Origin of the sequence: Pandoraea pnomenusa (assembly GCF_000767615.3) — a bacterium.
Lineage (GTDB): Bacteria > Pseudomonadota > Gammaproteobacteria > Burkholderiales > Burkholderiaceae > Pandoraea > Pandoraea pnomenusa.
In genome coordinates this window covers 5,181,681-5,204,564 of record NZ_CP009553.3, presented here as the reverse complement: position 1 = coordinate 5,204,564, position 22,884 = coordinate 5,181,681, and the positions used below count along the sequence as shown (strand labels likewise).

The following is a 22,884-nucleotide window of genomic DNA, read 5'->3' as shown; positions in this document are numbered from 1 at the left end:
GTCGGGGTGGCATTCTTTTTATTCAAATTGCGCCGGGCGGTATCCCACGTTTCGCTCATTGAAATGAAGTGGCAAGCGGCGGTGCGGCACCGGTGAATCGGGTTCGGGACGTATCCCACGACGCGCGTTCGCGGCGACCGGCAAAAAAAACGGCAGGGCGGATGCCCTGCCGTCTTTCTGGGGTGATCGGGATAGACCTGCTAGCTCTGCATGAGGCGCTTTTCCCGCGCAACGCTCATCAGAATGCCCACCCCGAGACCGAGCGTCACCAGCGCCGTGCCTCCATAGCTCATGAAAGGCAGCGGCACACCAACCACGGGCAGGATCCCGCTGACCATGCCCATGTTCACGAAGGCGTAGGTGAAGAAAATCATCGTGACCGCGCCCGCGAGCAATCGGCCGAAAAGCGTGGCGCCGCTCGCCGCGATCACCAGCCCGCGCGCCACGAGCAGCAGGTACAGCAACAACAGCACGCCTTCACCGATCAGGCCGAACTCCTCGGCGAACACGGCGAAGATGAAGTCGGTGTGCTTTTCCGGGATGAACTCCAGATGCGCCTGCGTGCCCTTGAGCCAACCCTTGCCCGTTGTGCCGCCCGAGCCGATGGCGATGACGGACTGGATCGTGTGGAAGCCCTTGCCCAGCGGGTCCGACGTCGGATCCAGCAGTGTGCACACGCGGTGCTTCTGGTAGTCGTGCAGGACGTACCATTCGACGTCGGGCTGACAGATCTTGTCTTCGAGCGCGAGGATCGTGCCGATGCCGAGCACGCCGGCGACGAGCACCGGCAGAATGAGTTTCCACGACAGGCCGGCCAGGTAGATCACGTAAAGTCCCGCGGCGGCCACCAGCAGACCGGTGCCGAGATCGGGCTGCTTGGCAATCAGGCCGACCGGCACGCCCAGCAGCGCAATGGCAACGAGATAGTCGAACCAGCGGATATTGCCTTCGCGCTTCTGGAAGTACCAGGCCAACATCAGCGGCATGGCAATCTTCATGATCTCGGAGGGCTGGATCACCATGCCGACGTTCAGCCAGCGCTTCGCGCCCTTCTTCGTGAGGCCGAACATCGCCACCGCAATGAGCAAGGCCACGCCCGCGGTGTACAGCGGCACGGCGAATTTCATGAGCGTCTGCGTGGGCAACATCGCCAGCACCCACATCAGAATGAACGTGAGCACGATGTTGCGGATCTGGTCTTCCACGCGCCCGGGTACGTCGATGCTCGCGCTGTAGAGTGTGACCAGCCCCACGCAAAGCAACAGGAAGACGATCAGGGCGAGTGGTTTGTCGAACGCGGCGAAAACGCGTCGGACCTGCTCTTTCCAGGTGTGTTTGTCGAGCGCCATCATGGCGTTGCTCCTTTCGCGCCCTGGGCCCGGATGGCGGCGCGATGACGGGCCTCGTCGGCGACGGTCGGGCTCACGGCCGGCGTCTCGCGCTTCGGCGTGCCCGGAACGGTACCCCCCGCGGCGGATGCCTTGGCGTCGCGTGCGGGCGTGGCCGAGGTCGCCGCCGCCGTTGCCGTTGCCGCCGTCGCGCGTGCACCGAGTTCGGCCGCGCTCGCGGGCGGGGCGTCGGGCGTGGCCGAGACCGCCGTTGCCGCCGACGCCGCGGTGGCACCGGACGCCGCCGCTTGCAGTGCGGCCGCCTCGGCGGCGCGCTCCTTGGGTTCGTCGATGAGGTAATAGTCGAGCAGGCGGCGGGCGACCGGCCCGGCCTGGGTGCCACCCCAGCCGGCGTTCTCGACGATCAGCGCGATGGCGATCTTCGGGTCGTCGGCGGGGGCGAAGGCGATGAACAGCGCGTGGTCGCGCTTGAACTCGGGAATCGCGTTGTGGTTGTACTTCTCGTTCTTGCCGAGCGAGTACACCTGCGCCGTCCCGGTCTTGCCGCCCGCCTCGTACGGTGCGCCGGCGAAGGCCTGGCGCCCCGTGCCTTCCTTGATCACGCCGACCATCGCGCGTTTGACGAAGTCGATGTCGGCCTGCTTGTAGGGCAGGCGTGCGCTTTCCTTCGGCACGGTCAGCTGGCGCGAGTGCGTCACGGGGTCTTCGACCGCTTTCACCAGGTGAGGCTTCATCACCACGCCGTTGTTGGCCAGCGTGGCCGTGGCGTGGGCGAGTTGCAGAATGGTGAACGAGTTGTAGCCCTGACCGATGCCCAGGCTGATCGTCTCGCCGTCGTACCACTTCTGTTGCGCCGGCTTCTTGTACGCCTTGCGTTTCCACTCGGTCGACGGCAGGATGCCGCGCGCTTCGCCTTCGATGTCGATGCCCGTGAGCTGACCGAAGCCGAGCGGCGCCATGAAGTCGTGAATGGCGTTGACGCCGAGGTCGTGCGCGAGCATGTAGTAATACGTGTCGTTCGACACCACGATCGAGCGGTACATGTCGATCCAGCCCTGACCATTGCGCACGTCGTTGCGGAACGTGTGGTTGCCCAGGGTGAACGAGCCCGTGTCCTGGAAGCCCCAGTTGGGCGTGCGCTTGCCGAGCTCCAGCGCGGCGAGCGCCATGAACGGCTTGTACGTCGAGCCGATCGGATAGGTGCCGCGCAGCGGACGATTGAGCAGCGGCCGGTCGGGCGAGTTGTTCAGGGCGTCCCAGTTCTGCTGGTCGATGCCCTCGACGAACAGGTTCGGATCGAAACTCGGCGCCGACACGAAGGCGAGCACGTCGCCGGTCTTCGGTTCGATGGCGACGACCGCGCCGCGGCGTCCCGCAAAGGCCTGCTCGGCCACCTGCTGGAGCTTGATGTCGATCGACAGCACGAGGTTGTCGCCCGGCGTGGCGGGCGTGCGCGAGATCGTGCGCACCGGGCGGCCGCCGGCCGTCACTTCGATTTCCTCGAACCCGGTAATGCCGTGGAGCTGTGTCTCGTAGCTCTGCTCGACGCCGATCTTGCCGATGTAATCGGTGCCCTTGTAGTTGTTCACGTCGCGCCGGATGTCGTACTTCGCGCTGTCGCTGTCGTTCTCCTCGCTCATCGCCTCGATGCGCTGGCGGTCGCGCTGGGAGATCCGGCCGATATAACCGATCACGTGCGCGGCTGTCTCGCCGAGCGGGTACTGGCGGAACAGGCGAGCGTGCACGTCGACGCCGGGGAAGCGGAAGCGCTGCGCAGTGAAGCGGGCGACTTCCTCGTCGGTCAGCCGCGTGCGGATCGGCAGGCTCTCGAAGCTCTTGCTGTCGTCCATGAGCTTCTTGAACCGCGCGCGGTCACGCGGCGTGATCTCGACCACATCGGACAGATCGGTGATCACGTCCTCGAGCGGGCGGCCGATCTTCGAGGGCGTGATTTCCAGCGTGTAGGCGGAGTAGTTGCGTGCGAGCACCACGCCGTTGCGATCCATGATCACGCCGCGGTTGGGCACGATCGGCGCGAGCGAGACGCGGTTTTCGTCCGCTTGCAAGGCGTATTGGTTATGACGGAAGACCTGCAGGTAGACGAAGCGCACCGCGAGCAGGCTGAAACAGATCAGCACGAAAAGCGCGGCCGCCGTCACCCGCAGATGAAACGTCTGCAGCTGTTGCTGGGGATTCTTGAACTCGGTCATGCTGAGTGGGCGGGCGGGGCTCGGTGGTGCTGTCGTACAGGCATTGTGCCCCTCAGATCGGACGCGTGTCGTCGCGGTCGACGGCCCGCTTCTGCGGTGCCAGCAGCAGGATACTGATGACCGGCCAGAGCAGCGCTTCGACGAAGCTTGCCGCGAGCGGCCACCAGCCCGGGAATGCCGCGCCGGTCGCCAGACGAATGATGAAGGGCACCACGTGCGCGAGCAGCAGCAGCGGCAGCACGGTCAACGCCTGACCGAGCAGTGTGAAGAACAGCACCCGGCGGTGAATCATGATCGCGCCGTACGACAGCAGCGTGTACGCGAGCGCATGCTCGCCCAGCAGTCCGGCGTTGTGCACGTCCATGAGCAGCCCCAGGACGAACGCCACGCCCATGCCGACCTTGCGCGGCTGATGGATGTTCCAGAACATCAGCACCAGCGCCACGAAGTCGGGCATGGCGGGGGCGTGCCCCCACGGCATCAGGTTGACCAGGAACGCCACCACGAGACTGAGCGCGATGAAGTACGGGTTGACCGGCAGCAGAATGTATTGCGGTCGTGACATGTCGATTCCTCAATGACCCTTGCGGGCGCCCGGCGCGAGCTTCGGATCCGCGCGCGTGCCGCCCCTGGGTGCCGGCTTGGCGCCGCTGGCGGACGGATCGGAGGCGCGCGCGAGATCGGCGGCGGCGTCGGGGTGCAGCGCGAGCGGCGTGGTGTATTGCAGCACCAGCACCTGACGCTGACTGCGCAGATTGGCCACCGGCTGACACAGGATGCGTGCAAACGCGGTGTCGGAGACGCGGTCGACCTTCGTAATGCGGGCCACGGGCAGGCCGGCGGGATAAATGCCGTCCAGGCCGCTGGTGGCGATCTCGTCGCCGACCTTCACGTCGGCCGACAGCGGAATGAAGCGCAGGTCGAGCACGTCGCCGCGCAAGCCGCCGTAGATCACGCTGTGCACGCCGCTGCGGGTGACCTGCACCGGCACCGCCTGTTCCTTGTCGGTGAGCAGCGTGACTTCGCTTTGCAGCAGGAAAACGCGCGAGACCTGGCCGAGCAGGCCCTGTTCGGTGAGCACCGGCGCACCGAGCTTCACGCCGTGCTTCGTGCCGCGATCGATCACCACGCGCTGCGTGAACGGGTCGCGCGTGTCGTATTCGATCTCGGCGGGAATGCTGGGCACGGGCAGCCGCTGGCGCAGATCGAGCAGCTGGCGCAGATGCTCATTCTCGGCGACGAGCTGATCGTTGCGCTGGGCCTGAACGGACAATGCCAGATTCTTTTCGCGCAGCGCGCTGTTTTCGCCGGTGAGCTGCGATTCGGTCGAGAAGAAGCTCGCGACCCCCAGAATGGCATCGCGCGGCATCAGCATCATGCGTTGCACGGGATAGAGCGCGGTGCCGACGACGGCCCGGACCCGCTCCAGCGTGTTGTAGTGCGAGTCGACCACGAGCAGGCCGATGGCGAGCGCGACGAAACAAATCAGCCGGGCCAACGCCGACGGTCCCTGTTTGAACAGTGGCGGCGGACTGTACTGCATGGTGGGCCCTTCAGGGAAGCACGCGCAGCGAGATGCCGCGGTGCACGAATGAGGTCAGTCGGGTGCGACGCCGCGGCATGAGCGCAGGCGCCGCGCGCGGGATCTTGCTGCGGGGCAGGTCATCCGGGGCGAGGTGTGGGGGGAAAGGTCCCACCGCGCCGGATGACGAACCACGCACGTTGGCTTACTCGTAGGAGAAGATGCTGCCGAGCTTGTCCATGCGCTCGAGCGCCATGCCCGAACCGCGCACCACGCAGGTGAGCGGGTCTTCGGCGACGAGCACCGGCAGGCCGGTCTCTTCGGCGAGCAGACGGTCGAGATCGCGCAGCAGCGCGCCACCGCCCGTGAGCATCATGCCGCGCTCGGCGATGTCCGCGCCCAGTTCCGGCGGGGTTTGTTCGAGTGCAATCTTCACCGACGACACGATCTGGTTGAGCGGATCGGTCAGTGCTTCGAGGATTTCGTTGCTGGAGATGGTGAAGGCGCGCGGAATCCCTTCCGAGAGGTTGCGACCCTTGACTTCCATTTCCTTGACTTCCGAGCCCGGGAAGGCCGAGCCGATTTCCTTCTTGATCGCTTCGGCGGTCTGTTCGCCGATCAGCATGCCGTAATTGCGGCGGATGTAGTTGACGATCGCTTCGTCGAACTTGTCGCCGCCCACGCGCACCGAACCCTTGTAGACGATACCGCCCAGCGAGATCACGCCCACTTCGGTCGTGCCGCCGCCGATATCGACGACCATCGAGCCCGTGGCTTCCGACACCGGCAGACCGGCGCCGATGGCGGCGGCCATCGGTTCTTCGATCAGGTATACCTGCGAGGCGCCGGCGCCGTGCGCGGCTTCCTTGATGGCGCGGCGCTCGACCTGGGTCGAACCGCACGGCACGCAGATGATGATGCGCGGCGACGGCGAGAACAGACGCGACTCGTGAGCCATCTTGATGAACTGCTTGATCATCTGTTCGGTCACGGTGAAGTCGGCGATCACGCCGTCCTTCATCGGGCGGATCGCCTCGATGTTGCCGGGCACCTTGCCGAGCATCTGCTTGGCTTCCTTACCGACGGCCTGAATCGTCTTCTTGCCGCTCGGGCCACCTTCCTGACGAATGGCGACGACCGACGGTTCGTCGAGAACGACGCCCTTGCCGCGCATGTAGATGAGGGTGTTGGCCGTGCCCAGGTCGATGGCCAGGTCGTTGGAGAAATAGCTGCGAAGAAAACCGAACATGCAAAATCCTGTGTTTGCGTGAGGCCGTCCCAATGGATGTGACTGGGACGGCGGCCTGTCATCTGGGTTCCGGCCTGTTCGCAAAAAAATCGCCAGGCGCTGCTGAGCGGCTCGCGAAACGTGCGGACAAACCGAGGAATGCTGTACCGGGCAGGAGGCGGGGCTGCCGTCATAAATCCGTCGCGTCAGGGTCTTCCGATGGACTGCGCGATCGTCTGTCGCGCCCCCCGAACGCGTCGAGGCCCGCTTGCGCGACAGCGTCGAAGGGTGCAAAAACACGCTCCGACGCAAATTTAATGCGCAATGATACCTTATAATTTCGCAGGTTTTGCAGGAAAAACAAGCACGTTCACGCCACATTCGACGCCCCCGCCGTGCACGCGGGGAGCCTTGCGGCACGGCGTGCCGGCGGTCCTGCGCAGCCCGGTGCGCGGATTGAAATGATGGGAATATTCCCCTTTGTTCGCAGAATCTCCGCATTCCGTCCCTAATTTCGGCGTCGGACATGCACCCGGCTGCTCCTCAATGCGCAATTTTTCGGGATTTCTTCATGGCTTTGAATCTCTCAGACGTCAAACGCATTGCCCACCTCGCGCGTCTCGAGCTGGCCGATGACGAGGCGGCTCACATGGAAAAGGAGCTCAACGGCTTCTTCGCGCTCGTCGAGCAGATGCAGTCGGTCGACACGGCCGGGGTGGCACCGCTTGCGCATCCGATCGAACAAATTCAGGCGGTGGCTCAGCGGCTGCGCGCCGATGCCGTGACCGAGGTGGTCGACCGCGACGCGAACCAGCGTCCGGCGCCCGCCGTTCAGGACGGCCTCTATCTGGTGCCGAAGGTCATCGAATGAGTCCGGCGGGCCACGCGAGCCCGACCCGGGCCGCACGCCGGGCGCTCGCGTATCCGCGTCGTGCCGCGCCGAGCGGTACCGCGCACTCCCTCACGCGCCACCCAGTACAGCAGCCACCATGGAACAAGATCTGATTCATCTGCAGGATTTGCGCGCCGCGCTCGACGCCAAGCGCGTCTCGAGCGTCGAGCTCACCCAGCACTACCTGGACCGCATTGCCGGTGCGGCCGACCTGAATGCCTTCGTGCACGTCGACGCCGAGGCGAGCCTCGCGCAGGCGCGCGCGGCTGACGCCCGCATTGCCGCCGGCGACGGCGCGAACCAGCCGCTGCTGGGCATTCCCGTTGCGCACAAGGACGTTTTCGTCACCCGCGGCTGGCGCAGCACCGCCGGCTCGCGCATGCTGGAAAACTACGTGAGCCCCTACGACGCGGCCGTCGTCGAGCGTCTGGCCGATGCCGGCATGGTCACGCTGGGCAAGACGAACATGGACGAGTTCGCCATGGGCTCGTCGAACGAAAACTCGCACTTCGGCCCGGTGAAAAACCCCTGGGACACGCGCGCCGTGCCGGGGGGCTCGTCCGGCGGGTCGGCTGCCGCCGTGGCCGCGCGCCTCGCCCCGGCAGCCACCGGTACCGACACCGGCGGCTCGATCCGTCAGCCGGCCGCCTTTTGCGGCGTGACGGGCATCAAGCCGACCTATGGCCGCGTGTCGCGTTACGGCATGATCGCGTTTGCCTCGTCGCTCGATCAGGGGGGACCGTTCGGGCACAGCGCCGCGGACTGCGCGTGGATGCTCAACGGCATGGCCGGCTTCGACGCGCGTGATTCGACCAGCCTCGAGCGCGCCGACGAGGATTTCGCGCGCGGTCTGGGCAAGCCGCTCGACGGCGCCACGGCCGACAAGCCGCTGGCCGGTCTGCGCATCGGTCTGCCGTCCGAGTACTTCGGCGAAGGCCTCGACGCCGACGTGCGTGCCGCCATCGACTCGGCCCTGAGCGAATTCGAGAAGCTCGGCGCCGTGCGCGTGCCCGTCTCGCTGCCGAAGACGGAACTGTCGATCCCCGTGTACTACGTGCTGGCTCCCGCCGAAGCGTCGTCCAACCTGTCGCGTTTCGACGGGGTGCGCTTCGGCCACCGCGCCGCGCAGTACCGCGACCTGCTCGACATGTACAAGAAGTCGCGTGCCGAAGGCTTCGGCACCGAGGTCAAGCGCCGCATTCTCGTTGGTACGTACGTGCTCTCGCACGGTTACTACGATGCCTACTACCTGCAGGCCCAGAAGATCCGTCGCCTGATCGCGCAGGACTTCCAGAACGCGTTTGCCCAGTGCGACGTGATCATGGGACCGGTGGCGCCGTCGGTGGCGTGGAACCTCGGCGAGAAGAGCGCCGATCCGGTCCAGATGTACCTGGCCGACATCTACACGCTGTCGGTGAGTCTGGCGGGTCTGCCGGGGATGAGCCTGCCGGTCGGGCAGGGACGCGACGCGCGTCCGGTCGGCCTGCAGCTCATCGGTAACTATTTCGACGAAGCCCGCCTGTTGCAAGTGGCCGACGCGTTCCAGCGCGCGACCGACTGGCACAAGCGTGCGCCGACGGGCGTCTGATCATGCGTGCCCCCCAAGTGTCGACCAGGCTCTCTCTCGCGCGCGCCGGCATTGCCGGGCCGGCCGGTGTGGCGTCAAAGGTGCTCGCGCTGGCGGGCATGGCGCTCACGCTCGCGTCGTGCTCGTTGCCGATCGGGCGGCCCACGCCCATTGCCTACCGCGAGATCAATCTGTCGGGCTATTGCTCGCAGACGGACGAAGACGGCTTTCGCGAACAGGCGACGCTCAAGGTGTCGGCCAACCAGGTGCAGACGCTCGACTGGCGTCTGTGGGTCGGCAATCGCGGCAGCTGTCACTTCAATCTGGCGGACTTCCACCAGACGAAATGGCGCCCGAGCATCGAGCTGCGCGCGAACCGCGGCAACTGCCAGCTGCTCATCTGGCAGGACCCGGGCAACGTGACGATCGGGCATGCCAATTGCGAGTCGTACTGCACGCCGGGCATTTACCAGAACGCCTGGCCGGTGAGCTTCGATCCGCGCTCGGGGATTTGCGCGGCGGATACGCGCCGGTGACCGGTCGTTCGTAAGGGATGTAAGGGTCGTAAGGGTCGTAAGGAGTCGGAGCCGTAGCGGATGACCGGCGGATGACCGGCAGGTGATCGGCGGGTGATCGGCGAACGGGCTCGTGGGTTGACGCGCGGGCAGGCAGGTCGGCTCGACGCAAAGGAAGAACAGGCCGGGGCGTTCCCCACGTGGGGGCGACTGGCGTCGACGGCGGGGCGAGCGCGCCACGCCGACAAGTTGAGACAGGGTGAACCTTATGCAATGGGAAGTCGTTATTGGTCTGGAGACGCACGCACAGCTCTCCACCGCTTCCAAGATTTTCTCGGGCGCGTCGACGCAGTTCGGCGCCGCCCCCAACACGCAGGCCTGCCCGGTGGATCTGGCGCTGCCGGGCGTGCTGCCCGTGCTCAATCGCGGCGCGGTGGAGCGCGCGATCGAGTTCGGTCTGGCCATTGGCGCCACGATCGCGCCGCGCAGCATTTTCGCGCGCAAGAATTACTTCTATCCCGATCTGCCCAAGGGCTATCAGATCAGCCAGTACGAGATCCCGGTGGTGCAGGGCGGCTCGCTGAAGATTCAGGTCGACGCCGACCCGCGCACCGGCCGCGAGGCTTATGAAAAGGTCGTCACGCTCACGCGCGCGCACCTGGAGGAAGACGCGGGCAAGTCGCTGCACGAGGACTTCGCGGGCATGACGGGCATCGATCTGAACCGCGCCGGCACGCCGCTGCTGGAGATCGTGACCGAACCCGACATGCGCAGCGCGGCCGAGGCCGTGGCTTACGCCAAGGCGCTGCACGGCCTGGTCGTGTGGCTCGGGATCTGCGACGGCAACATGCAGGAAGGGTCGTTCCGTTGCGACGCGAACGTGTCCGTGCGGCCCGTCGGCCAGAAGGCGTTCGGCACGCGCGCCGAGATCAAGAACCTGAACTCGTTCCGCTTTCTCGAAGAAGCGATTCAGTACGAAGTGCGCCGTCAGATCGAACTGATCGAGGATGGTGGCGAAGTGGTGCAGGAAACGCGTCTGTACGATCCGGACAAGAAGGAAACGCGTTCGATGCGCAGCAAGGAAGACGCGCACGACTACCGCTACTTCCCGGACCCGGACCTGATGCCGCTCGTGATCGACAGCGAATGGATCGATCGCGTGCGCGCCGCGCTGCCCGAGCTGCCTGCGGGCATGCAGGCGCGCTTTGTCGAAACGTATGGCCTGTCCGACTACGACGCCGCGGTGCTCACGCAGTCGAAGGCGCAGGCCGCCTACTTCGAAGCCGTGGTCGCCAAGGCCGGCAAGGCGAGCGCCAAGCCGGCCGCGAACTGGATCATGGGCGAGCTGTCGTCGCTGCTCAATCGCGAAGACCTGACCATCGAGGCCAGCCCGGTCTCGAGCGCCCAACTGGCCGGATTGCTCGCACGCATCGCCGACAACACGATCTCGAACAAGATCGCCAAGGAAGTCTTCCAACTGATGTGGGAGGAGCGTGCCACCGACGACGCCGCCGCCGATCGCATCATCGAGGCGAAGGGGCTGAAGCAAATCACGGACACCGGTGCGATCGAGAAGATCATCGACGAAGTGCTGGCGGCCAACGCCAAGTCCGTCGAGGAATTCCGCGCGGGCAAGGAGAAGGCGTTCAACGCGCTGGTCGGTCAGGCGATGAAGGCCACCAAGGGCAAGGCGAACCCGGCGCAGGTCAACGAACTGCTCAAGAAGAAGCTCGGCGCCTGAGTCGGCCGGGCCGTTCCACGCGAACGCTGCCTCAAGCGGCTCATCCGGCATTTGCTCATGATCGGCGTTCCGATCCGGACGCCGCTTCGGCCCCGGTGGCCTGAAGGAAAACGCGCGGTTGCCTCACGGCACCGCGCTTTTTTTGCGCGCGACTGAACTGGGGCGCTTTTTCTATGACCCGCGCAAAGTGCGAGATACTGCCGGTTGGCCGGCCAGGCATGTCACGAGGAGTTGGCGATGTTCGAGAAATACCGCGTAGCGCTCGGCAAGAAGCTCGACCTGTCGGCATTCGATCCGGCCGACAAGCCGTTCGCCGGCGACAGCAAGGATGACGACAAGGTGCGCATGGCCGAGCTGGCCCTCAAGCTCGACGAATTGCAGACGATCCTGCACGCCAACAGCAAGCATCGCGTACTGCTGGTGCTGCAGGGCATGGACACCGCCGGCAAGGACAGCACCATTCGCGCCGTCTTTCAGAATGTCGACCCGCTCGGCATTCGCGTAGCCAACTTCAAGGCGCCGACACCCATCGAGCTGGCGCGTGACTTCCTGTGGCGCGTGCACAGGGTGGTGCCCGCGGCGGGCGAACTCGTGATCTTCAACAGGAGCCACTACGAAGACGTGCTCATCACGCGCGTGCACGACTGGATCGATGCCGACGAATGCAAGCGCCGCTACGAGCACATCAATCAGTTCGAACGTCTGCTCTCGGACAACCACACGCACATCATCAAGTGCTTCCTGTACATCTCCTCGGAAGAGCAGCGCAAGCGCCTGCAGGAGCGTATCGACGATCCGAACAAGCACTGGAAATTCGAGCTGAACGATCTCAAGGAACGCAGCTTCTGGCCGCAGTACACCAGGGCGTACGAGGCGGCGTTATCGGCCACCTCGACGGAATATGCGCCGTGGTATATCGTGCCCTCCGATTCGAAACGCCACCGCAACCTGATGGTGGCCGAGTTGCTGGTGCACGCGTTGACCGAACTGAAGCTGACCTACCCGCCGGGCAGGCCCGAACTGGCCGGGATGAAGGTGGAGTGAGCCGTGCGGGCAGCGTCGTTCGCGCTGCCCGGCGACAAGGTGGCCAGCGACGCCGGCCGAAAACGCGGCGATGCGCCCGCCGAACTCACTCCACACCCTTACCCTCATCCGGCCGTGTCATCCGGCTTGTGAATCTGCTGAATTCCCCCGTTTGCGCTCGCCTTTGTGAGTCCTCGGCTTGCGTCTAGTCACATTCTGATTTTTTTCTGACCTCTTGCCCGCCGCCGCGTGGGCCGCATGCGTTCGCGCGTTCGTATTGGCGTGCGTTTCGTCCGTATCGGAACGGTTTTCGCCGTGCGCACGGCGGTGTCGGAAATGGCGCATGGATGGGCGACTTCTTGCTTGCGCCCAATGTCAATTTGCGAAAGACGCGTGCTGCACGCCACAACGCGAGGCTCGGCGTTGGGGCATAAATCGGCCCTGTCGTCGCGAGCGAGGTATCTCGGAGCGCGGCGTCGTTTCTTTCAACCTCTCGAAAATTCGGATCGGAAAAATGACTGTACGTACCGACGCAAACGCCATCGCGAAACGCAATACACCCCGGATTCAACGACTGCGTCAGCGCCGGCAGCGCGGCGTCACCCTGGTGGAACTCTCGGTCGCCGTCGCCGTGATGGGCCTGATCATGGCCGGCGCGATGGTCGGTGTGCCGCGGCTCATGAACAGCGTGAAGCTCTCGCAGGAAATGAAGGACTGGCAGATGTCGGCGCTGGCCGTGCAGAACGGTGTGGCCTCGGGCATCCTCACGACGCAATCGACCCCGGAAAAGATCCTGGAGATGGCCGTGGCGGAACCGTTCAATCGCACCAACGGCGGCAAGTCGCTGCTCAATCGCTTCGGCGGCAACATCACGATCAATCCGGTGCCGGGCACCACGTATCCGTCCAGCGGCGTGATGGTCAAGTCGGTCGGCTATCCCAGCGCGCAGTGCGAGGAATTCGCCGCCAAGATGATCGGCACGTTCGCCACACTGAGCATCAACGGCGCGGAAATCAAGAAGGGCGACGCGGTCGACAAGACCAAGATCGTGGACGCGTGCAAATCGAACGGCGGCAGCGACGTCACGCAGGCGGATCTGGACTTCACCATCGCCGGATGAGAAGGGTTCCCGGGGGACCTGATATGGAGGCGGACCGAACATGACTCTTTCCGGCATGCGTATTGCCTCGCTCCTGGCGGCGCTGGGTAGCGGAATGTCGCCGGTGCACGCGCTCGAAGCGGGGGCGTCGGCGCCCGGTGCGACGTGGACGTTCGCGAGTCACAAGCCGCTCACGCAGGCGGCCGGCGCCGACCCCGAGACGCCGGCAAACCGCCGTCCGAGCCAGGCCGGGCAGGCGCTGGAGGCGCGCGGCGGCGATCTCCGGCCGGCGTCCGTCGGCGGCGCTCAGCGCCTCGTGGCGCCACCGGGGGCCTCGCCGTCGCCTGGCGCGGCCGGTCTCGAACTCGTGCTGCGGCCGGCGGACGGCCGCGTCTCGCAGGCCATGCGGCGTTACGCCGAGCGCCACGGCTGGCAGCTCGCGTGGGAAATCGAGCGCGACTTCCCGATCGAGTATCCGGCCACGTTTCGCGGGGACTTTCTCGGCATCGTCGAACAGATCGTGCGCTCGCTGCAGAACACGGACGCGCCGATTCGCGTGAAGGTGTACGACGCCAACCGCGTGCTGCGCGTGGTGCACGCCACACAATGACAAGTGCCGCGTCTCGCGCGGCCAATGACTACGGAAGCGGTAATCCATGAGAAAGCGACTCGGCGTGTTGTGCGCCATCACGTTACTGGCGGCGTGCGGCACGCCGGGGATGCTGACCAGGACAGACGAGAACGTCACCGAGACGCGTGCTGCCGCACAGTCGTCGATGGCAACGCACTCGGCGCCGCCGATCCGCGCCATCGAGCACGTCGACGGCGCGTGGCTGTCGAAGAAATCGGTTGCCGTGAGCGCGACCGTCGCACTTCCCGAATTCTTCAAGCGCAATGTGCGCTTCTCGACCGGCGCCCCGCTGCCCATGTCGGTGTTGCTCGCGCAGGTCGCGCGTGGCAACGGGCTGACGATTCGCCTGGCTTCCGACGTGGCGTGCGACACCGCCGGCGACATGGGCCGCGACCTGCGCGACGGCAGGAGCGGACCCGGCGGATCCGTCGGTCATGGTGCCGGTGCCCTCTTTCAGGTGAACTGCACCGAGTCGGGCGAGCCTGCCGTGCCGCTGCAATACCAGGGCACGCTCTCCGGCCTGCTGGATACCATCGCCCACCGGTCGGGCACCCACTGGCGCTATCGCGACGGCGTGGTGCAGTTCGCGCGCTATGTCACGCAGACCTTCCAGATCAAGATGATGCCCGGCAGTTCGTCGTATCGCGCGTCGGTCGGCAAGGCCTCGAAGATGAAGGCCGATCGCGGTTCGACCGACGGCGGCGGGGGCGGCACGCCGGGCGGTGTCGACCTGAGCTTCAACGCCGATGCGAACGTCACGGTGGCGTCGGAACTCGACTATTGGGCGGACCTCGTCAAGACCGTGACGGACATGCTCTCGCCGGGCGGGCGCGTGACGCCGTCGGTCGTCACGAGTTCGCTCGTCGTCACCGATACGGCGGACGTCGTCGAACGGGTCGCGCGTTACATCGACGCCGAGAACGCCGTACTTGGAAGGCAGGTGAAACTCCGGGTGCAGGTCTATTCCGTCGATTTGACCGAGCGTTCGGCGGCCGGCATCGACTGGAAGCTGGTGTACCAGTCCGCGAGCGGCCTGGTGGCGGGCTTGTCAGGTCCGGCGCTGAGCGGCGGTTTGATGGGCGATCGCGGCGGCCTGAGTCTCACCAAGATTCCGAACGGGCGCCTGGCCGGCTCCACGGCATTCTTCAAGGCGCTCAGTCAGCAGGGGCGCGTGAGCACGGTGATCGACACCACGGTGGTCACGTTGAACAACCAGCCCGCGCCGGTGGCCGTCACGCAGAATCAGGGCTTTGTCGCGCAAACGAAGATGACGCCGGGCAACTACGGTGGGCAGGCGGTGGTCACGGCCGAACAGGCAGTGCTGACCACGGGCTTCGTCATGAACCTGCTGCCCACGCTGATGGATAACCGCAGCGTGATGCTTCAGGTGCAGATCGATATGTCCGATCTCAAGCGGCTCGAGAAGATCAACCTGCGCACGGGCAAGGAGTCGGAGAGCGGTGGCGACGGCGCGAGCGCGCGCGTGCGGCTGGGTGAGGACGGTAAGGGGCCGCGCGTGGACATCCGCGACGACGGCGATGCGCGGGACCGGCGAGATCGGCGCGATCGCAGCGACGACGGCCTGGGCATTGGCACGTTCATGCAGTTGCCGCTGACCGCGTCGGTCCAGACGATGCAGCGCGCTTCGCTCAAATCGGGCGATACGCTTGTGCTCAGCGGCTTTCGCCGCAAGGATGACAGCACCGACCGCGACGGCATCTTCAACTACCAGGGCGGCACGAAGGAGGCGCACCAGCGTGTGAACGAGATCGTGATCCTGATCTCGCCGGAACTGACCGAGGGCGTGTGACATGGGGCGCGCATTGTCGAATCACCTGGTCGTGGGCGCGCAGTGGGAGACGCTCATCGGGCTGCAAAAGGAGATGGCCGAGATCCGCAGTCTCGCTCGCAGCCGTGACGCCTCGCACTTCGTCGTGATCGACGACGGCGCGGGGACACGTACCGTGGGTCTCGTGTCGTTGCCCGCGCACGCCGCCGACGGCACCGAGCCTGGCGGCCCCGCGCTGGCGTGCCTGCTCGGCGCGCTCGTCGACGGACCGAACGTCGCCTTCCTGCATCCCGACCCCGACGATCCGGCCATGATCCTGTTCGTCACGCTTCGGGACCGGCGTCCCGAGCTCGATCTGAGTGTGCCGGCCGAGCAGATCAGGCCGCGTCTCGAGCAATGGTGTGCCGAGGTCGACGGGCCGGTGAAAATTGCGGGCGTCCAGCGCGCCAATCTGCCGCATGCCGACGTGGTGCTGACGCTTGACGACATCGTCGCTTCCTCCGGGCACGAAGCGCTTGCGCAGGCGCGTCTGAAGCCGGTGCGAAAGGCCTTGCCCACGCGGGCCATCCGGCTCGCGGGCGGTGTGCTGGTCATGCTCTTGGTCGTGGCGGCGGCCGGATGGTGGGGGTGGCGATGGTACGACGACGCGCAACAGGCCAAACGCGCGGCCGCCAATCGGGTCGATCCGATCGAAGCGTACCGGCAGGCGCTGGCGCGGGCCATCGCGGCGGAGCCGTTCTCGGCCGGCGCGTCGTACGCGCGGCACTTGCAGCGTGTCGTGCAGCAGTTGCCGGCGAATGCCGGCGGATGGCGACCGGCGAGCATCGATTGCAAGGCGCAACGATGCGAGATCGACTGGCGCCGTCGTGACGGCGGCACCTTCGACCTGCTCCTGTCGCAACGGCCCGATGCCAGGATCGTCGATCTGGACCACGCTCGCGAAACCGTCTCGATCGCGCCGGACGAGGCGCATGCGGCGAGCACCGTGGTGGCGTCGCTGGGCGCCGCGAAAGGCGATGCCTCGGCCCGGAACGAGATCGAGTCGCTGGAAGACGACGGCGAGGCGCGCGTTACGCCGGTGCCACGAAATCAATTCCTGCGCACCGCTGGCGCACGACTTCAGGCGTTGGGCGACTACGGCATGGACATCGCGCTCACGATGCCCGAACCGCTCGTGCCCGTGCCGCCGGGCGTGACGTCGCGCGACGACGTGCCGCCTCCGCTGTCGAAAGGCGAATGGAAGATGGCCGGGCATCTGGCATTCGTCGATTCGGTCGCCGGCCTGATGATGCGGGCGGGCAACATGTCGCTCTCCGAGCTGAAGGTCGTGATCGACGACGGCAAACCCGTCTTCTCCGCTCAAGGAACCTACTATGTCCATTAAGTCCTTCCACCCGGCATGCGTGGTGCTGCTGGTCGCGCCGTGCATGCTCGCGACGGCTGCCGGCGCGCACGCCGAAGAGACCATCGACGCGTTCGCGCGCGCGCATCTGAAGGCGTCGCAGGCGGCGCAGGCCGCGAAGGATGCCGGGGAGGCGCAGGCCGCCCACAAGGTACCGGGGGCGGCTGTGGCGAGACCGGCGCGCCCCGACGTGCCGCCCGAGCTGCTCTTCATCTACGGCGTGGAGAACACGACGGTCGCCTATCTTCGCGTGGACGGCCGCTATGGCCGCAACGTGACCCGCGGCGACAAGGTGGGCGACTGGCAGATCGTGGCCATCGGCGACGATTTCGTCGACGTGCGTCGTGGGGCGCAGCGGCGCCGCCTGTTGCTGCCCAACACGTTCGGCGCCGCGCCCGTGGCGCCGGAGCAGGCCGAGGATCGTTCGGCGGGCGGACGGGCGTCGCCGGAGTTGTCCTATGCGTCCCCTCGCTGAGCGTCTGCGCGCCGCACTGCTGCGTCTGGGGCGCCGCTCCGGTGCGCGCGTCATGGCCCAGCCCATTGCCGACCTGCGCGAGCCGGAGATCCAGGCGTTCGGCTGGCGGCAGGACCTCGGCATCACGTTGGCGGGTGCCGAGCACGGCTCGCTGGTCCTCGTGGCGATGAAGCCGCGGCTGTATCTGGTGTTGCTCGAACACACGACATTCCTGGGCACACAGGGCTCCGATCTGCTCGAACGCTTCGACCAGGCGGTGCGCGCCAGGCATCGCCTCGATCTGGAGGGCATCTACGTCGGCACCACCGAAGAAATCCTGCTGATGCAGTCACGCCTGCAGCAGCAGGGCGACGGCGACGACCGGCACGACGAGCGCCGCACCGGTGCCTATCGAAATTTCGATCTGATCATCGAGCGTGCCATCGACGCGGGGGCGTCGGACATTCACTTCGAATTTCGCGACAATCGCCAGGTACGGGTGCGCATGCGCATTCATGGCAAGCTGCGCGTGACGGGCGAGAGCGATCGTCTCGCACGCGACTATCACGCGATGCTCGATGCTGTGTCCGCCGCGTACAACTCGCGGGCCGATCCGAGCAGTCGCAGCCACAATCATTTCGACGAGGCGCAGCACCAGAGCTGCTCCATTCCGGTCACGCTGCGCCAGCGCAAGTATCAGTTGCGCTTCCAGAGCGTGAAGGAGAATCGCGGGGTGGACGTGGTGCTGCGCCTGCTGGTGAACGAGGCGACGGAAGGCGACGTGCTCACGCTCGCGCAACTCGGTTACTCCGCGGACCAGATCGAGATCCTGGAAGACGCGGTGCATCGCAGCCCCGGGCTGACCGTCATCGCGGGCGAGACGGGGTCGGGAAAGTCGACGACGCTGCGCACGCTCATGACGTACGAGCGCGACTCCGGCAAGAAATTCTTCTCCATCGAGGATCCCGTCGAGTACATCCAGCCACACATGACGCAGATCCCGATTCAGCGTCGTGCGGAAGACGGTCCGGGAGATTCCGCGTTCGGCGCCGCCGCGAAGGTGCTGCTGCGGGGAGATCCGGACAAGCTCATGCCGGGCGAGATTCGCGACGCGGAGACCGGGTCGTTCGCGAAGTCGATGACGGAGACGGGCCATCAGGTGCTCTCGACCGTGCATGCGTCGAGCGCGTTCGGAATCGTGTCGCGCCTCGTGAGCGACGAGATCGGCATGCCGCTGGCCGCCGTGGCCGCGCCGAATTTTCTCACGGCGATCATCTATCAGAAGCTCATTCCGGTGCTCTGCGAGCACTGCAAGCGGCCCGCGCGCGAACGGCTCGACGATGCCACGCTCGCGATCATCGGTGCGTTGGGCGTCGACGCCGCGGCGCTGCGCGTGGAGGGGCCGGGTTGCGAGCGGTGTCACGGGCGCGGCACCAGTGGGCAGACGGTCGTCGCCGAAGTGTGCGAGCTGACCGACGAGTTGCTGGAGCTGTTGCGCGCCGGCCAGTTCTGGGAGGCGGAGCGCCACTGGCGCGCGAGCCACGACGGCGATCTCGCCAGCCCGAACATGACCGGCAAGTCGGCGATGGAGCACGCGATATTCAAGATGTCGCAGGGTCTCGTCGATCCGCGCGACGTCGAAGCGGCCTTCTGCAAGCTCAAGAAATTTCATCTTCGTCAGACGGCGTCGCCGGGCGGTGCCGCGTCGCGCCGGCTCGCCTGTGTGTGAGCGCGGGCGCGCCATGTCTGACACCTCCGGGTTCCTCTCATGATCGAAGCTGCCAACCGCCTGCTCGCCAGGCTCACCGCCGATCGCGATCCCTATCCGGGACTGGCGAAGGCGAAGCGGCGATTTCGCAAGAGCCGCGCAAAGTTCTACAGCGATTTCGCCGACGCCATCGAAGACGGTGCCAATCCGTTCGAGCTCTTCTCGCGCCGGTATGCGCGCGCCAAGGAGCGCCGCAATCCGATGGCGCCGCTTTACGCCGTCTGGCGCGACCGCGCGAGCTCGAAGAATCTGCAGAAGTCATGGGCGGGCACCATCCCCGACGAAGACCTGGTCGTCATCGCGGCAGGGGAGAAGGGTGACCTGCCCGGCACGCTGCGATTCCTCGCGCGCGTGGTCACGCTCCAGCAACAGACGCGCGCGGCCATTGCCGGTGCCGTGGCGCTGCCGATCTTCATGTCGGTGCTGCTCGCCGCGATCCAGCTCGGCGTGGCGTACGGCATGATGCCGATCATGACGGAGATCATGCCGCCGGAGAGATTCCCACTCGTCGGCGCGGGACTGTACGCCATGTCGCGCTTCGTCGCCAACTGGTGGCCGCTGCTCTATGGCGTGCCGGTCGCGCTCGTCGTCCTGATGTCGCTGTCGTTCAGTCGGTGGACGGGGCCGTTGCGCCAGCGCGTCGATACCATCGGCCCCTACGCCGTGTACCGCGACGTGCGGGCGGGCGAGTTTCTGGTCGCGCTCGCTGCCCTGACCGGCGCGAAGACCTCGGTGTTCGACGCCATCTCCCTGCTGCTCGGGCGTGCGTCGCCTTGGCTGCGATGGCATCTGCTGCGCATGCGCGCCTCGCTCAAGAGCGAACGCAGCATGATCAAGGCGATGGACACGGGCATCTTCAATGAAGAGATCTTCGACCGGCTTGTCGAGTATTCGGGGCGGACCAACTTCGACGCCGGCATCCGCAAGATCGGGCTGATGACGATCGAGGAGGTGGCCGAGCGCATCAAACTGCGTTCGGCCACCCTGCGCTCGGTGTTGCTGGCGCTCGTGGGCCTGACCATCATCTTCACGGTCGGCGGCATGTTGCAAATCGGTCATGCGGCGGGCGAATACGCTCGCACGATGTTCTGACGATGCCGTCGTCACTCGATCCGCTCTGGCAGGCGCTGTACGCATTGCCCAACGATGTCGCGGTGGCGATGATGGGGGCGTTCGGCCTGCTCGTCGGAAGCTTCGTGAACGTGGTTGTGCATCGTGTGCCGCGCATGCTCGAAGCGCAATGGGCGCGCGAGGTGGCCGAATGGACCGGGCAATTGCCACCGGTTGCGCCACGTTTCAATCTGGCCTGGCCGCCATCGCGCTGTCCGCGTTGCGAGACGCGCATCGCCCTGCGGCACAACATCCCCGTACTCGGTTACCTCTGGCTGCGCGGACGCTGTGCCGGTTGCGGCGCGGGGATCTCCATGCGATATCCGCTCGTCGAAGTGACGGTGGCGGCCATGTTCGCGGCGATTGCGTGGCACTTTCTGCCTTCGAGACAGTATCTGCCCATGCTCGCCTGGTGTGGGTTCGGCGCGACGATGCTGGCGCTCGCCCTCATCGACGTGGACACACGCCTGCTCCCCGACGCGCTGACGTTGCCGCTGGTGTGGGCCGGATTGCTGTGCAGCGCCGCGGGGGTGACGCTGCCCGTCGACGCCTCCGTGACCGGGGCCGCGCTGGGATACGGGGCGATGTGGACGATGGCCGGCGCGTACCGCGCGCTGACCGGTCAGGACGGTCTGGGCGGGGGCGACGCCAAGCTCGTGGCCGCGTGCGGTGCGTGGCTCGGCTGGGTTGGCGTGCCGCTGATGCTCGCGTTCGGCGCCACCGCGGCCACGCTCGCCTTTGCCGTGCTGGCGCTCTGGCGCGGTCGCGCCGTGCGTGCACCGTTGCCGTTCGGACCGTGGCTGAGTCTCGGCGCGCTGGCGAGCGCACTGTGGGGCGAGCCGTTCCTAGGTCTGTGGCTGTATCCGGGCGGCTAAGGCCGGCGCACCTTCCGACGGTGTCGACGACGCGCGCGCGGCGGCGGTGTTTGCCTGCGGCGAGCCGATGGCGTGCGCGAGCATCAGGTCGGCCGCCTTCTCGCCGATCATGATCGATGGCGCGTTGGTGTTGCCGCCAATGAGCGTGGGCATGATCGACGCGTCCACGACGCGCAGGCCCTCCACGCCACGCACCCGCAGCGCCGGGTCGACGACCGACGTCGCATCGCTGCCCATCCGGCAGGTGCCGACCGGATGATAGATGGTGTCGGCGCGTTCGCGGATCAGCGCGGTCAGCGCTTCATCCGATTCCACGCCGCGGGTGTGCAACTCCCGCCCACCGAATCGTGCGAGCGATGGCGCCGCGAGGATGCGGCGAATGACGCGTACGCCGCGCAGCAAGGTATCGACATCTTCCTGCGCCTGCAGGAAAGCGGGGTCGATGCGCGGCGCGTCGCGCATGTCCGCCGAGGCAAGCGTCACGCGCCCGCGGCTCCTGGGCCGCAATACGCAAGCGTGCAGCGACAGCCCGCGCGGCAGATGCAAGCGGCGATTGTGGTTGTCGCAAACCCCGACCAGGAAGTGCATCTGAAGATCCGGCCGCGCGAGCGCCGGATCGCTCTTCAGGAAACCACCGGCTTCGGCCACGTTGCTCGCGAACAGCCCGCGGCGTGTGCGCAGATATTCGAAACCCTGCGTGAGCAGATGCCAGAGCCCCGCCGGGGTGTAGCCGACCAGTTCGCGGTGCGCAACGTACTTGTTGATGATGAAGTCGATGTGGTCCTGCAGGTTCTCTCCCACCCCCGGCGCGTCGACGAGCACGGCCACACCGTGTGCGCGAAGTTGTGCGGCGGGGCCAATGCCCGAGCACATGAGCAGCTGCGGCGAGTTGAACGCGCCGGCGCTCAGCACCACTTCGGCGCGGGCGCGAATCGTCTCGAGCGCGCCGCGGCGTTGCAGCTTGACGCCGGTCGCGCGCTTGCCGTCGAAGACGATGCGCTGCACGAGCGCGTCGGTGATGACATGCAGGTTCGCGCGCGATTTTCCATGCAGATAGGCGCGCGCCGCATTCCAGCGTTGCCCATCCTTTTGCGTCACCTGATAGATGCCCGCGCCTTCGTACTGCGGACCGTTGAAATCGTCGGTCACCGGAAATCCGGCCTCACGCGCGGCGTCGACGTAATGACGCGAGAACGGGTTGATCGTGCGAAGGTCGGCAACGTTGAGGGGACCTCCGCTGCCGTGCCACGCGTCGGCGCCATGCGTGTTGCGTTCGTTGTTCTCGCTGCGGCGGAAGTAGGGAAGCACGTCGCTCCATCCCCAGCCGTCGCACCCGGCCTGCGCCCAGTCGTTGTAATCGTCGGGGTGGCCGCGCGTGTAGATCATGGCGTTGATCGAGCTGGACCCGCCCAGGCCACGTCCGCGTGGCTGGTAACCCTGGCGGCCACCCAATCCCGCCTGGGGCGTGGTGCGATAGCCATAGTTGCGGCGCGAGCGAAACGGCACGAGTGCCGCCAGTCCCAGCGGCAGGCGAACGAGAAAGCTGTCGTCGGGCGGACCCGCCTCGATGAGCGCGATCGTGCACTGCGGCGCACCGTCGGCCAGTCGCGCGGCCAGTGCACAACCGGCCGAACCGCCGCCGACAATGACGTAGTCGTAGTCCATGCTGTCATCCTCCCTTGGATGGGCACTGCTATCGCTGTTGCGCG

19 protein-coding genes are annotated in these 22,884 nt (G+C 66.2%); 13 read left to right on the top strand and 6 right to left on the bottom strand.

What is annotated here, in order from left to right; all coding sequences use genetic code 11:
• Nucleotides 1-200 precede the first annotated feature (200 nt).
• The 5 genes from rodA to LV28_RS47380 all read right to left on the bottom strand — a co-directional run bounded on the left by rodA (nucleotide 201) and on the right by LV28_RS47380 (nucleotide 6,330).
• On the bottom strand, nucleotides 201-1,349 hold the full coding sequence (rodA, locus tag LV28_RS47400; RefSeq protein ID WP_023872785.1) for a rod shape-determining protein RodA: 1,149 nt from the start codon (nucleotides 1,347-1,349) through the stop codon (nucleotides 201-203).
• On the bottom strand, nucleotides 1,349-3,559 hold the full coding sequence (gene mrdA, locus LV28_RS47395; RefSeq protein ID WP_023598107.1) for a penicillin-binding protein 2: 2,211 nt from the start codon (nucleotides 3,557-3,559) through the stop codon (nucleotides 1,349-1,351). Before mrdA ends, rodA begins: the two co-directional genes overlap by 1 nt.
• A gap of 52 nt (nucleotides 3,560-3,611) precedes the next feature.
• Nucleotides 3,612-4,124, bottom strand: a complete 513-nt coding sequence (gene mreD, locus LV28_RS47390) for a rod shape-determining protein MreD (protein WP_023598106.1) — start codon at nucleotides 4,122-4,124, stop codon at nucleotides 3,612-3,614.
• A gap of 9 nt (nucleotides 4,125-4,133) precedes the next feature.
• The gene (mreC, locus tag LV28_RS47385) at nucleotides 4,134-5,102 is read right to left on the bottom strand and encodes a rod shape-determining protein MreC (protein WP_023598105.1); all 969 of its coding nucleotides are present in this window, start codon (nucleotides 5,100-5,102) and stop codon (nucleotides 4,134-4,136) included.
• A 184-nt stretch (nucleotides 5,103-5,286) separates the two neighbouring features.
• On the bottom strand, nucleotides 5,287-6,330 hold the full coding sequence (locus tag LV28_RS47380; RefSeq protein ID WP_010805637.1) for a rod shape-determining protein: 1,044 nt from the start codon (nucleotides 6,328-6,330) through the stop codon (nucleotides 5,287-5,289).
• 550 nt (nucleotides 6,331-6,880) lie between these two features.
• Between LV28_RS47380 and gatC the strand changes: the two genes are divergently transcribed.
• The 13 genes from gatC (at nucleotide 6,881) to LV28_RS47315 (ending at nucleotide 21,175) form a co-directional block, all read left to right on the top strand.
• The gene (gene gatC / locus LV28_RS47375) at nucleotides 6,881-7,180 is read left to right on the top strand and encodes an Asp-tRNA(Asn)/Glu-tRNA(Gln) amidotransferase subunit GatC (protein WP_023872786.1); all 300 of its coding nucleotides are present in this window, start codon (nucleotides 6,881-6,883) and stop codon (nucleotides 7,178-7,180) included.
• A 118-nt stretch (nucleotides 7,181-7,298) separates the two neighbouring features.
• Nucleotides 7,299-8,789: an Asp-tRNA(Asn)/Glu-tRNA(Gln) amidotransferase subunit GatA gene (gene gatA / locus LV28_RS47370; protein WP_023598104.1), complete on the top strand. Its 1,491-nt coding sequence runs from the start codon at nucleotides 7,299-7,301 to the stop codon at nucleotides 8,787-8,789.
• A 98-nt stretch (nucleotides 8,790-8,887) separates the two neighbouring features.
• Nucleotides 8,888-9,304: a hypothetical protein gene (locus LV28_RS47365; protein WP_223272260.1), complete on the top strand. Its 417-nt coding sequence runs from the start codon at nucleotides 8,888-8,890 to the stop codon at nucleotides 9,302-9,304.
• A gap of 247 nt (nucleotides 9,305-9,551) precedes the next feature.
• Nucleotides 9,552-11,024, top strand: a complete 1,473-nt coding sequence (gene gatB / locus LV28_RS47360) for an Asp-tRNA(Asn)/Glu-tRNA(Gln) amidotransferase subunit GatB (protein ID WP_174234937.1) — start codon at nucleotides 9,552-9,554, stop codon at nucleotides 11,022-11,024.
• Between the two features lie 237 nt (nucleotides 11,025-11,261).
• Nucleotides 11,262-12,068: a polyphosphate kinase 2 family protein gene (locus LV28_RS47355; protein ID WP_023598101.1), complete on the top strand. Its 807-nt coding sequence runs from the start codon at nucleotides 11,262-11,264 to the stop codon at nucleotides 12,066-12,068.
• Between the two features lie 493 nt (nucleotides 12,069-12,561).
• Nucleotides 12,562-13,167, top strand: coding sequence for a type II secretion system protein (locus LV28_RS47350; RefSeq protein ID WP_023598100.1), 606 nt, complete (start codon nucleotides 12,562-12,564; stop codon nucleotides 13,165-13,167).
• A gap of 40 nt (nucleotides 13,168-13,207) precedes the next feature.
• Complete coding sequence (locus LV28_RS47345) at nucleotides 13,208-13,756, top strand: toxin co-regulated pilus biosynthesis Q family protein (RefSeq protein ID WP_080738805.1); 549 nt, start codon at nucleotides 13,208-13,210, stop codon at nucleotides 13,754-13,756.
• A 46-nt stretch (nucleotides 13,757-13,802) separates the two neighbouring features.
• Complete coding sequence (locus tag LV28_RS47340) at nucleotides 13,803-15,587, top strand: secretin GspD/PilQ domain-containing protein (RefSeq protein ID WP_023598098.1); 1,785 nt, start codon at nucleotides 13,803-13,805, stop codon at nucleotides 15,585-15,587.
• A 1-nt stretch (nucleotide 15,588) separates the two neighbouring features.
• The gene (gene pilO2 / locus LV28_RS47335) at nucleotides 15,589-16,950 is read left to right on the top strand and encodes a type 4b pilus protein PilO2 (protein ID WP_038619452.1); all 1,362 of its coding nucleotides are present in this window, start codon (nucleotides 15,589-15,591) and stop codon (nucleotides 16,948-16,950) included.
• Complete coding sequence (locus LV28_RS47330) at nucleotides 16,940-17,443, top strand: hypothetical protein (RefSeq protein ID WP_023598096.1); 504 nt, start codon at nucleotides 16,940-16,942, stop codon at nucleotides 17,441-17,443. Before pilO2 ends, LV28_RS47330 begins: the two co-directional genes overlap by 11 nt.
• On the top strand, nucleotides 17,427-19,151 hold the full coding sequence (locus LV28_RS47325; protein ID WP_038619455.1) for a GspE/PulE family protein: 1,725 nt from the start codon (nucleotides 17,427-17,429) through the stop codon (nucleotides 19,149-19,151). Before LV28_RS47330 ends, LV28_RS47325 begins: the two co-directional genes overlap by 17 nt.
• 39 nt (nucleotides 19,152-19,190) lie before the next feature.
• The gene (locus LV28_RS47320; protein ID WP_023598094.1) at nucleotides 19,191-20,282 is read left to right on the top strand and encodes a type II secretion system F family protein; all 1,092 of its coding nucleotides are present in this window, start codon (nucleotides 19,191-19,193) and stop codon (nucleotides 20,280-20,282) included.
• Between the two features lie 2 nt (nucleotides 20,283-20,284).
• Nucleotides 20,285-21,175 carry a prepilin peptidase gene (locus LV28_RS47315; RefSeq protein ID WP_023598093.1) on the top strand — a complete coding sequence of 297 codons (891 nt, stop codon included), beginning with the start codon at nucleotides 20,285-20,287 and terminating at the stop codon, nucleotides 21,173-21,175.
• On the opposite strand, the gene LV28_RS47310 is transcribed toward LV28_RS47315, so the two are convergent.
• Nucleotides 21,146-22,840, bottom strand: a complete 1,695-nt coding sequence (locus LV28_RS47310; RefSeq protein ID WP_038619460.1) for a GMC family oxidoreductase — start codon at nucleotides 22,838-22,840, stop codon at nucleotides 21,146-21,148. The two genes, LV28_RS47315 and LV28_RS47310, sit on opposite strands and share 30 nt — an antisense overlap.
• Nucleotides 22,841-22,884: the final 44 nt, after the last annotated feature.

What these genes read in the sequence shown, in the direction of transcription:
- rodA (WP_023872785.1), bottom strand. Translation starts at nt 1,349, where the DNA reads ATGGCGCTCGACAAACACACCTGGAAAGAGCAGGTCCGACGCGTTTTC.
- mrdA (WP_023598107.1), bottom strand. Translation starts at nt 3,559, where the DNA reads ATGACCGAGTTCAAGAATCCCCAGCAACAGCTGCAGACGTTTCATCTG.
- mreD (WP_023598106.1), bottom strand. Translation starts at nt 4,124, where the DNA reads ATGTCACGACCGCAATACATTCTGCTGCCGGTCAACCCGTACTTCATC.
- mreC (WP_023598105.1), bottom strand. Translation starts at nt 5,102, where the DNA reads ATGCAGTACAGTCCGCCGCCACTGTTCAAACAGGGACCGTCGGCGTTG.
- LV28_RS47380 (WP_010805637.1), bottom strand. Translation starts at nt 6,330, where the DNA reads ATGTTCGGTTTTCTTCGCAGCTATTTCTCCAACGACCTGGCCATCGAC.
- gatC (WP_023872786.1), top strand. Translation starts at nt 6,881, where the DNA reads ATGGCTTTGAATCTCTCAGACGTCAAACGCATTGCCCACCTCGCGCGT.
- gatA (WP_023598104.1), top strand. Translation starts at nt 7,299, where the DNA reads ATGGAACAAGATCTGATTCATCTGCAGGATTTGCGCGCCGCGCTCGAC.
- LV28_RS47365 (WP_223272260.1), top strand. Translation starts at nt 8,888, where the DNA reads ATGGCGCTCACGCTCGCGTCGTGCTCGTTGCCGATCGGGCGGCCCACG.
- gatB (WP_174234937.1), top strand. Translation starts at nt 9,552, where the DNA reads ATGCAATGGGAAGTCGTTATTGGTCTGGAGACGCACGCACAGCTCTCC.
- LV28_RS47355 (WP_023598101.1), top strand. Translation starts at nt 11,262, where the DNA reads ATGTTCGAGAAATACCGCGTAGCGCTCGGCAAGAAGCTCGACCTGTCG.
- LV28_RS47350 (WP_023598100.1), top strand. Translation starts at nt 12,562, where the DNA reads ATGACTGTACGTACCGACGCAAACGCCATCGCGAAACGCAATACACCC.
- LV28_RS47345 (WP_080738805.1), top strand. Translation starts at nt 13,208, where the DNA reads ATGACTCTTTCCGGCATGCGTATTGCCTCGCTCCTGGCGGCGCTGGGT.
- LV28_RS47340 (WP_023598098.1), top strand. Translation starts at nt 13,803, where the DNA reads ATGAGAAAGCGACTCGGCGTGTTGTGCGCCATCACGTTACTGGCGGCG.
- pilO2 (WP_038619452.1), top strand. Translation starts at nt 15,589, where the DNA reads ATGGGGCGCGCATTGTCGAATCACCTGGTCGTGGGCGCGCAGTGGGAG.
- LV28_RS47330 (WP_023598096.1), top strand. Translation starts at nt 16,940, where the DNA reads ATGTCCATTAAGTCCTTCCACCCGGCATGCGTGGTGCTGCTGGTCGCG.
- LV28_RS47325 (WP_038619455.1), top strand. Translation starts at nt 17,427, where the DNA reads ATGCGTCCCCTCGCTGAGCGTCTGCGCGCCGCACTGCTGCGTCTGGGG.
- LV28_RS47320 (WP_023598094.1), top strand. Translation starts at nt 19,191, where the DNA reads ATGATCGAAGCTGCCAACCGCCTGCTCGCCAGGCTCACCGCCGATCGC.
- LV28_RS47315 (WP_023598093.1), top strand. Translation starts at nt 20,285, where the DNA reads ATGCCGTCGTCACTCGATCCGCTCTGGCAGGCGCTGTACGCATTGCCC.
- LV28_RS47310 (WP_038619460.1), bottom strand. Translation starts at nt 22,840, where the DNA reads ATGGACTACGACTACGTCATTGTCGGCGGCGGTTCGGCCGGTTGTGCA.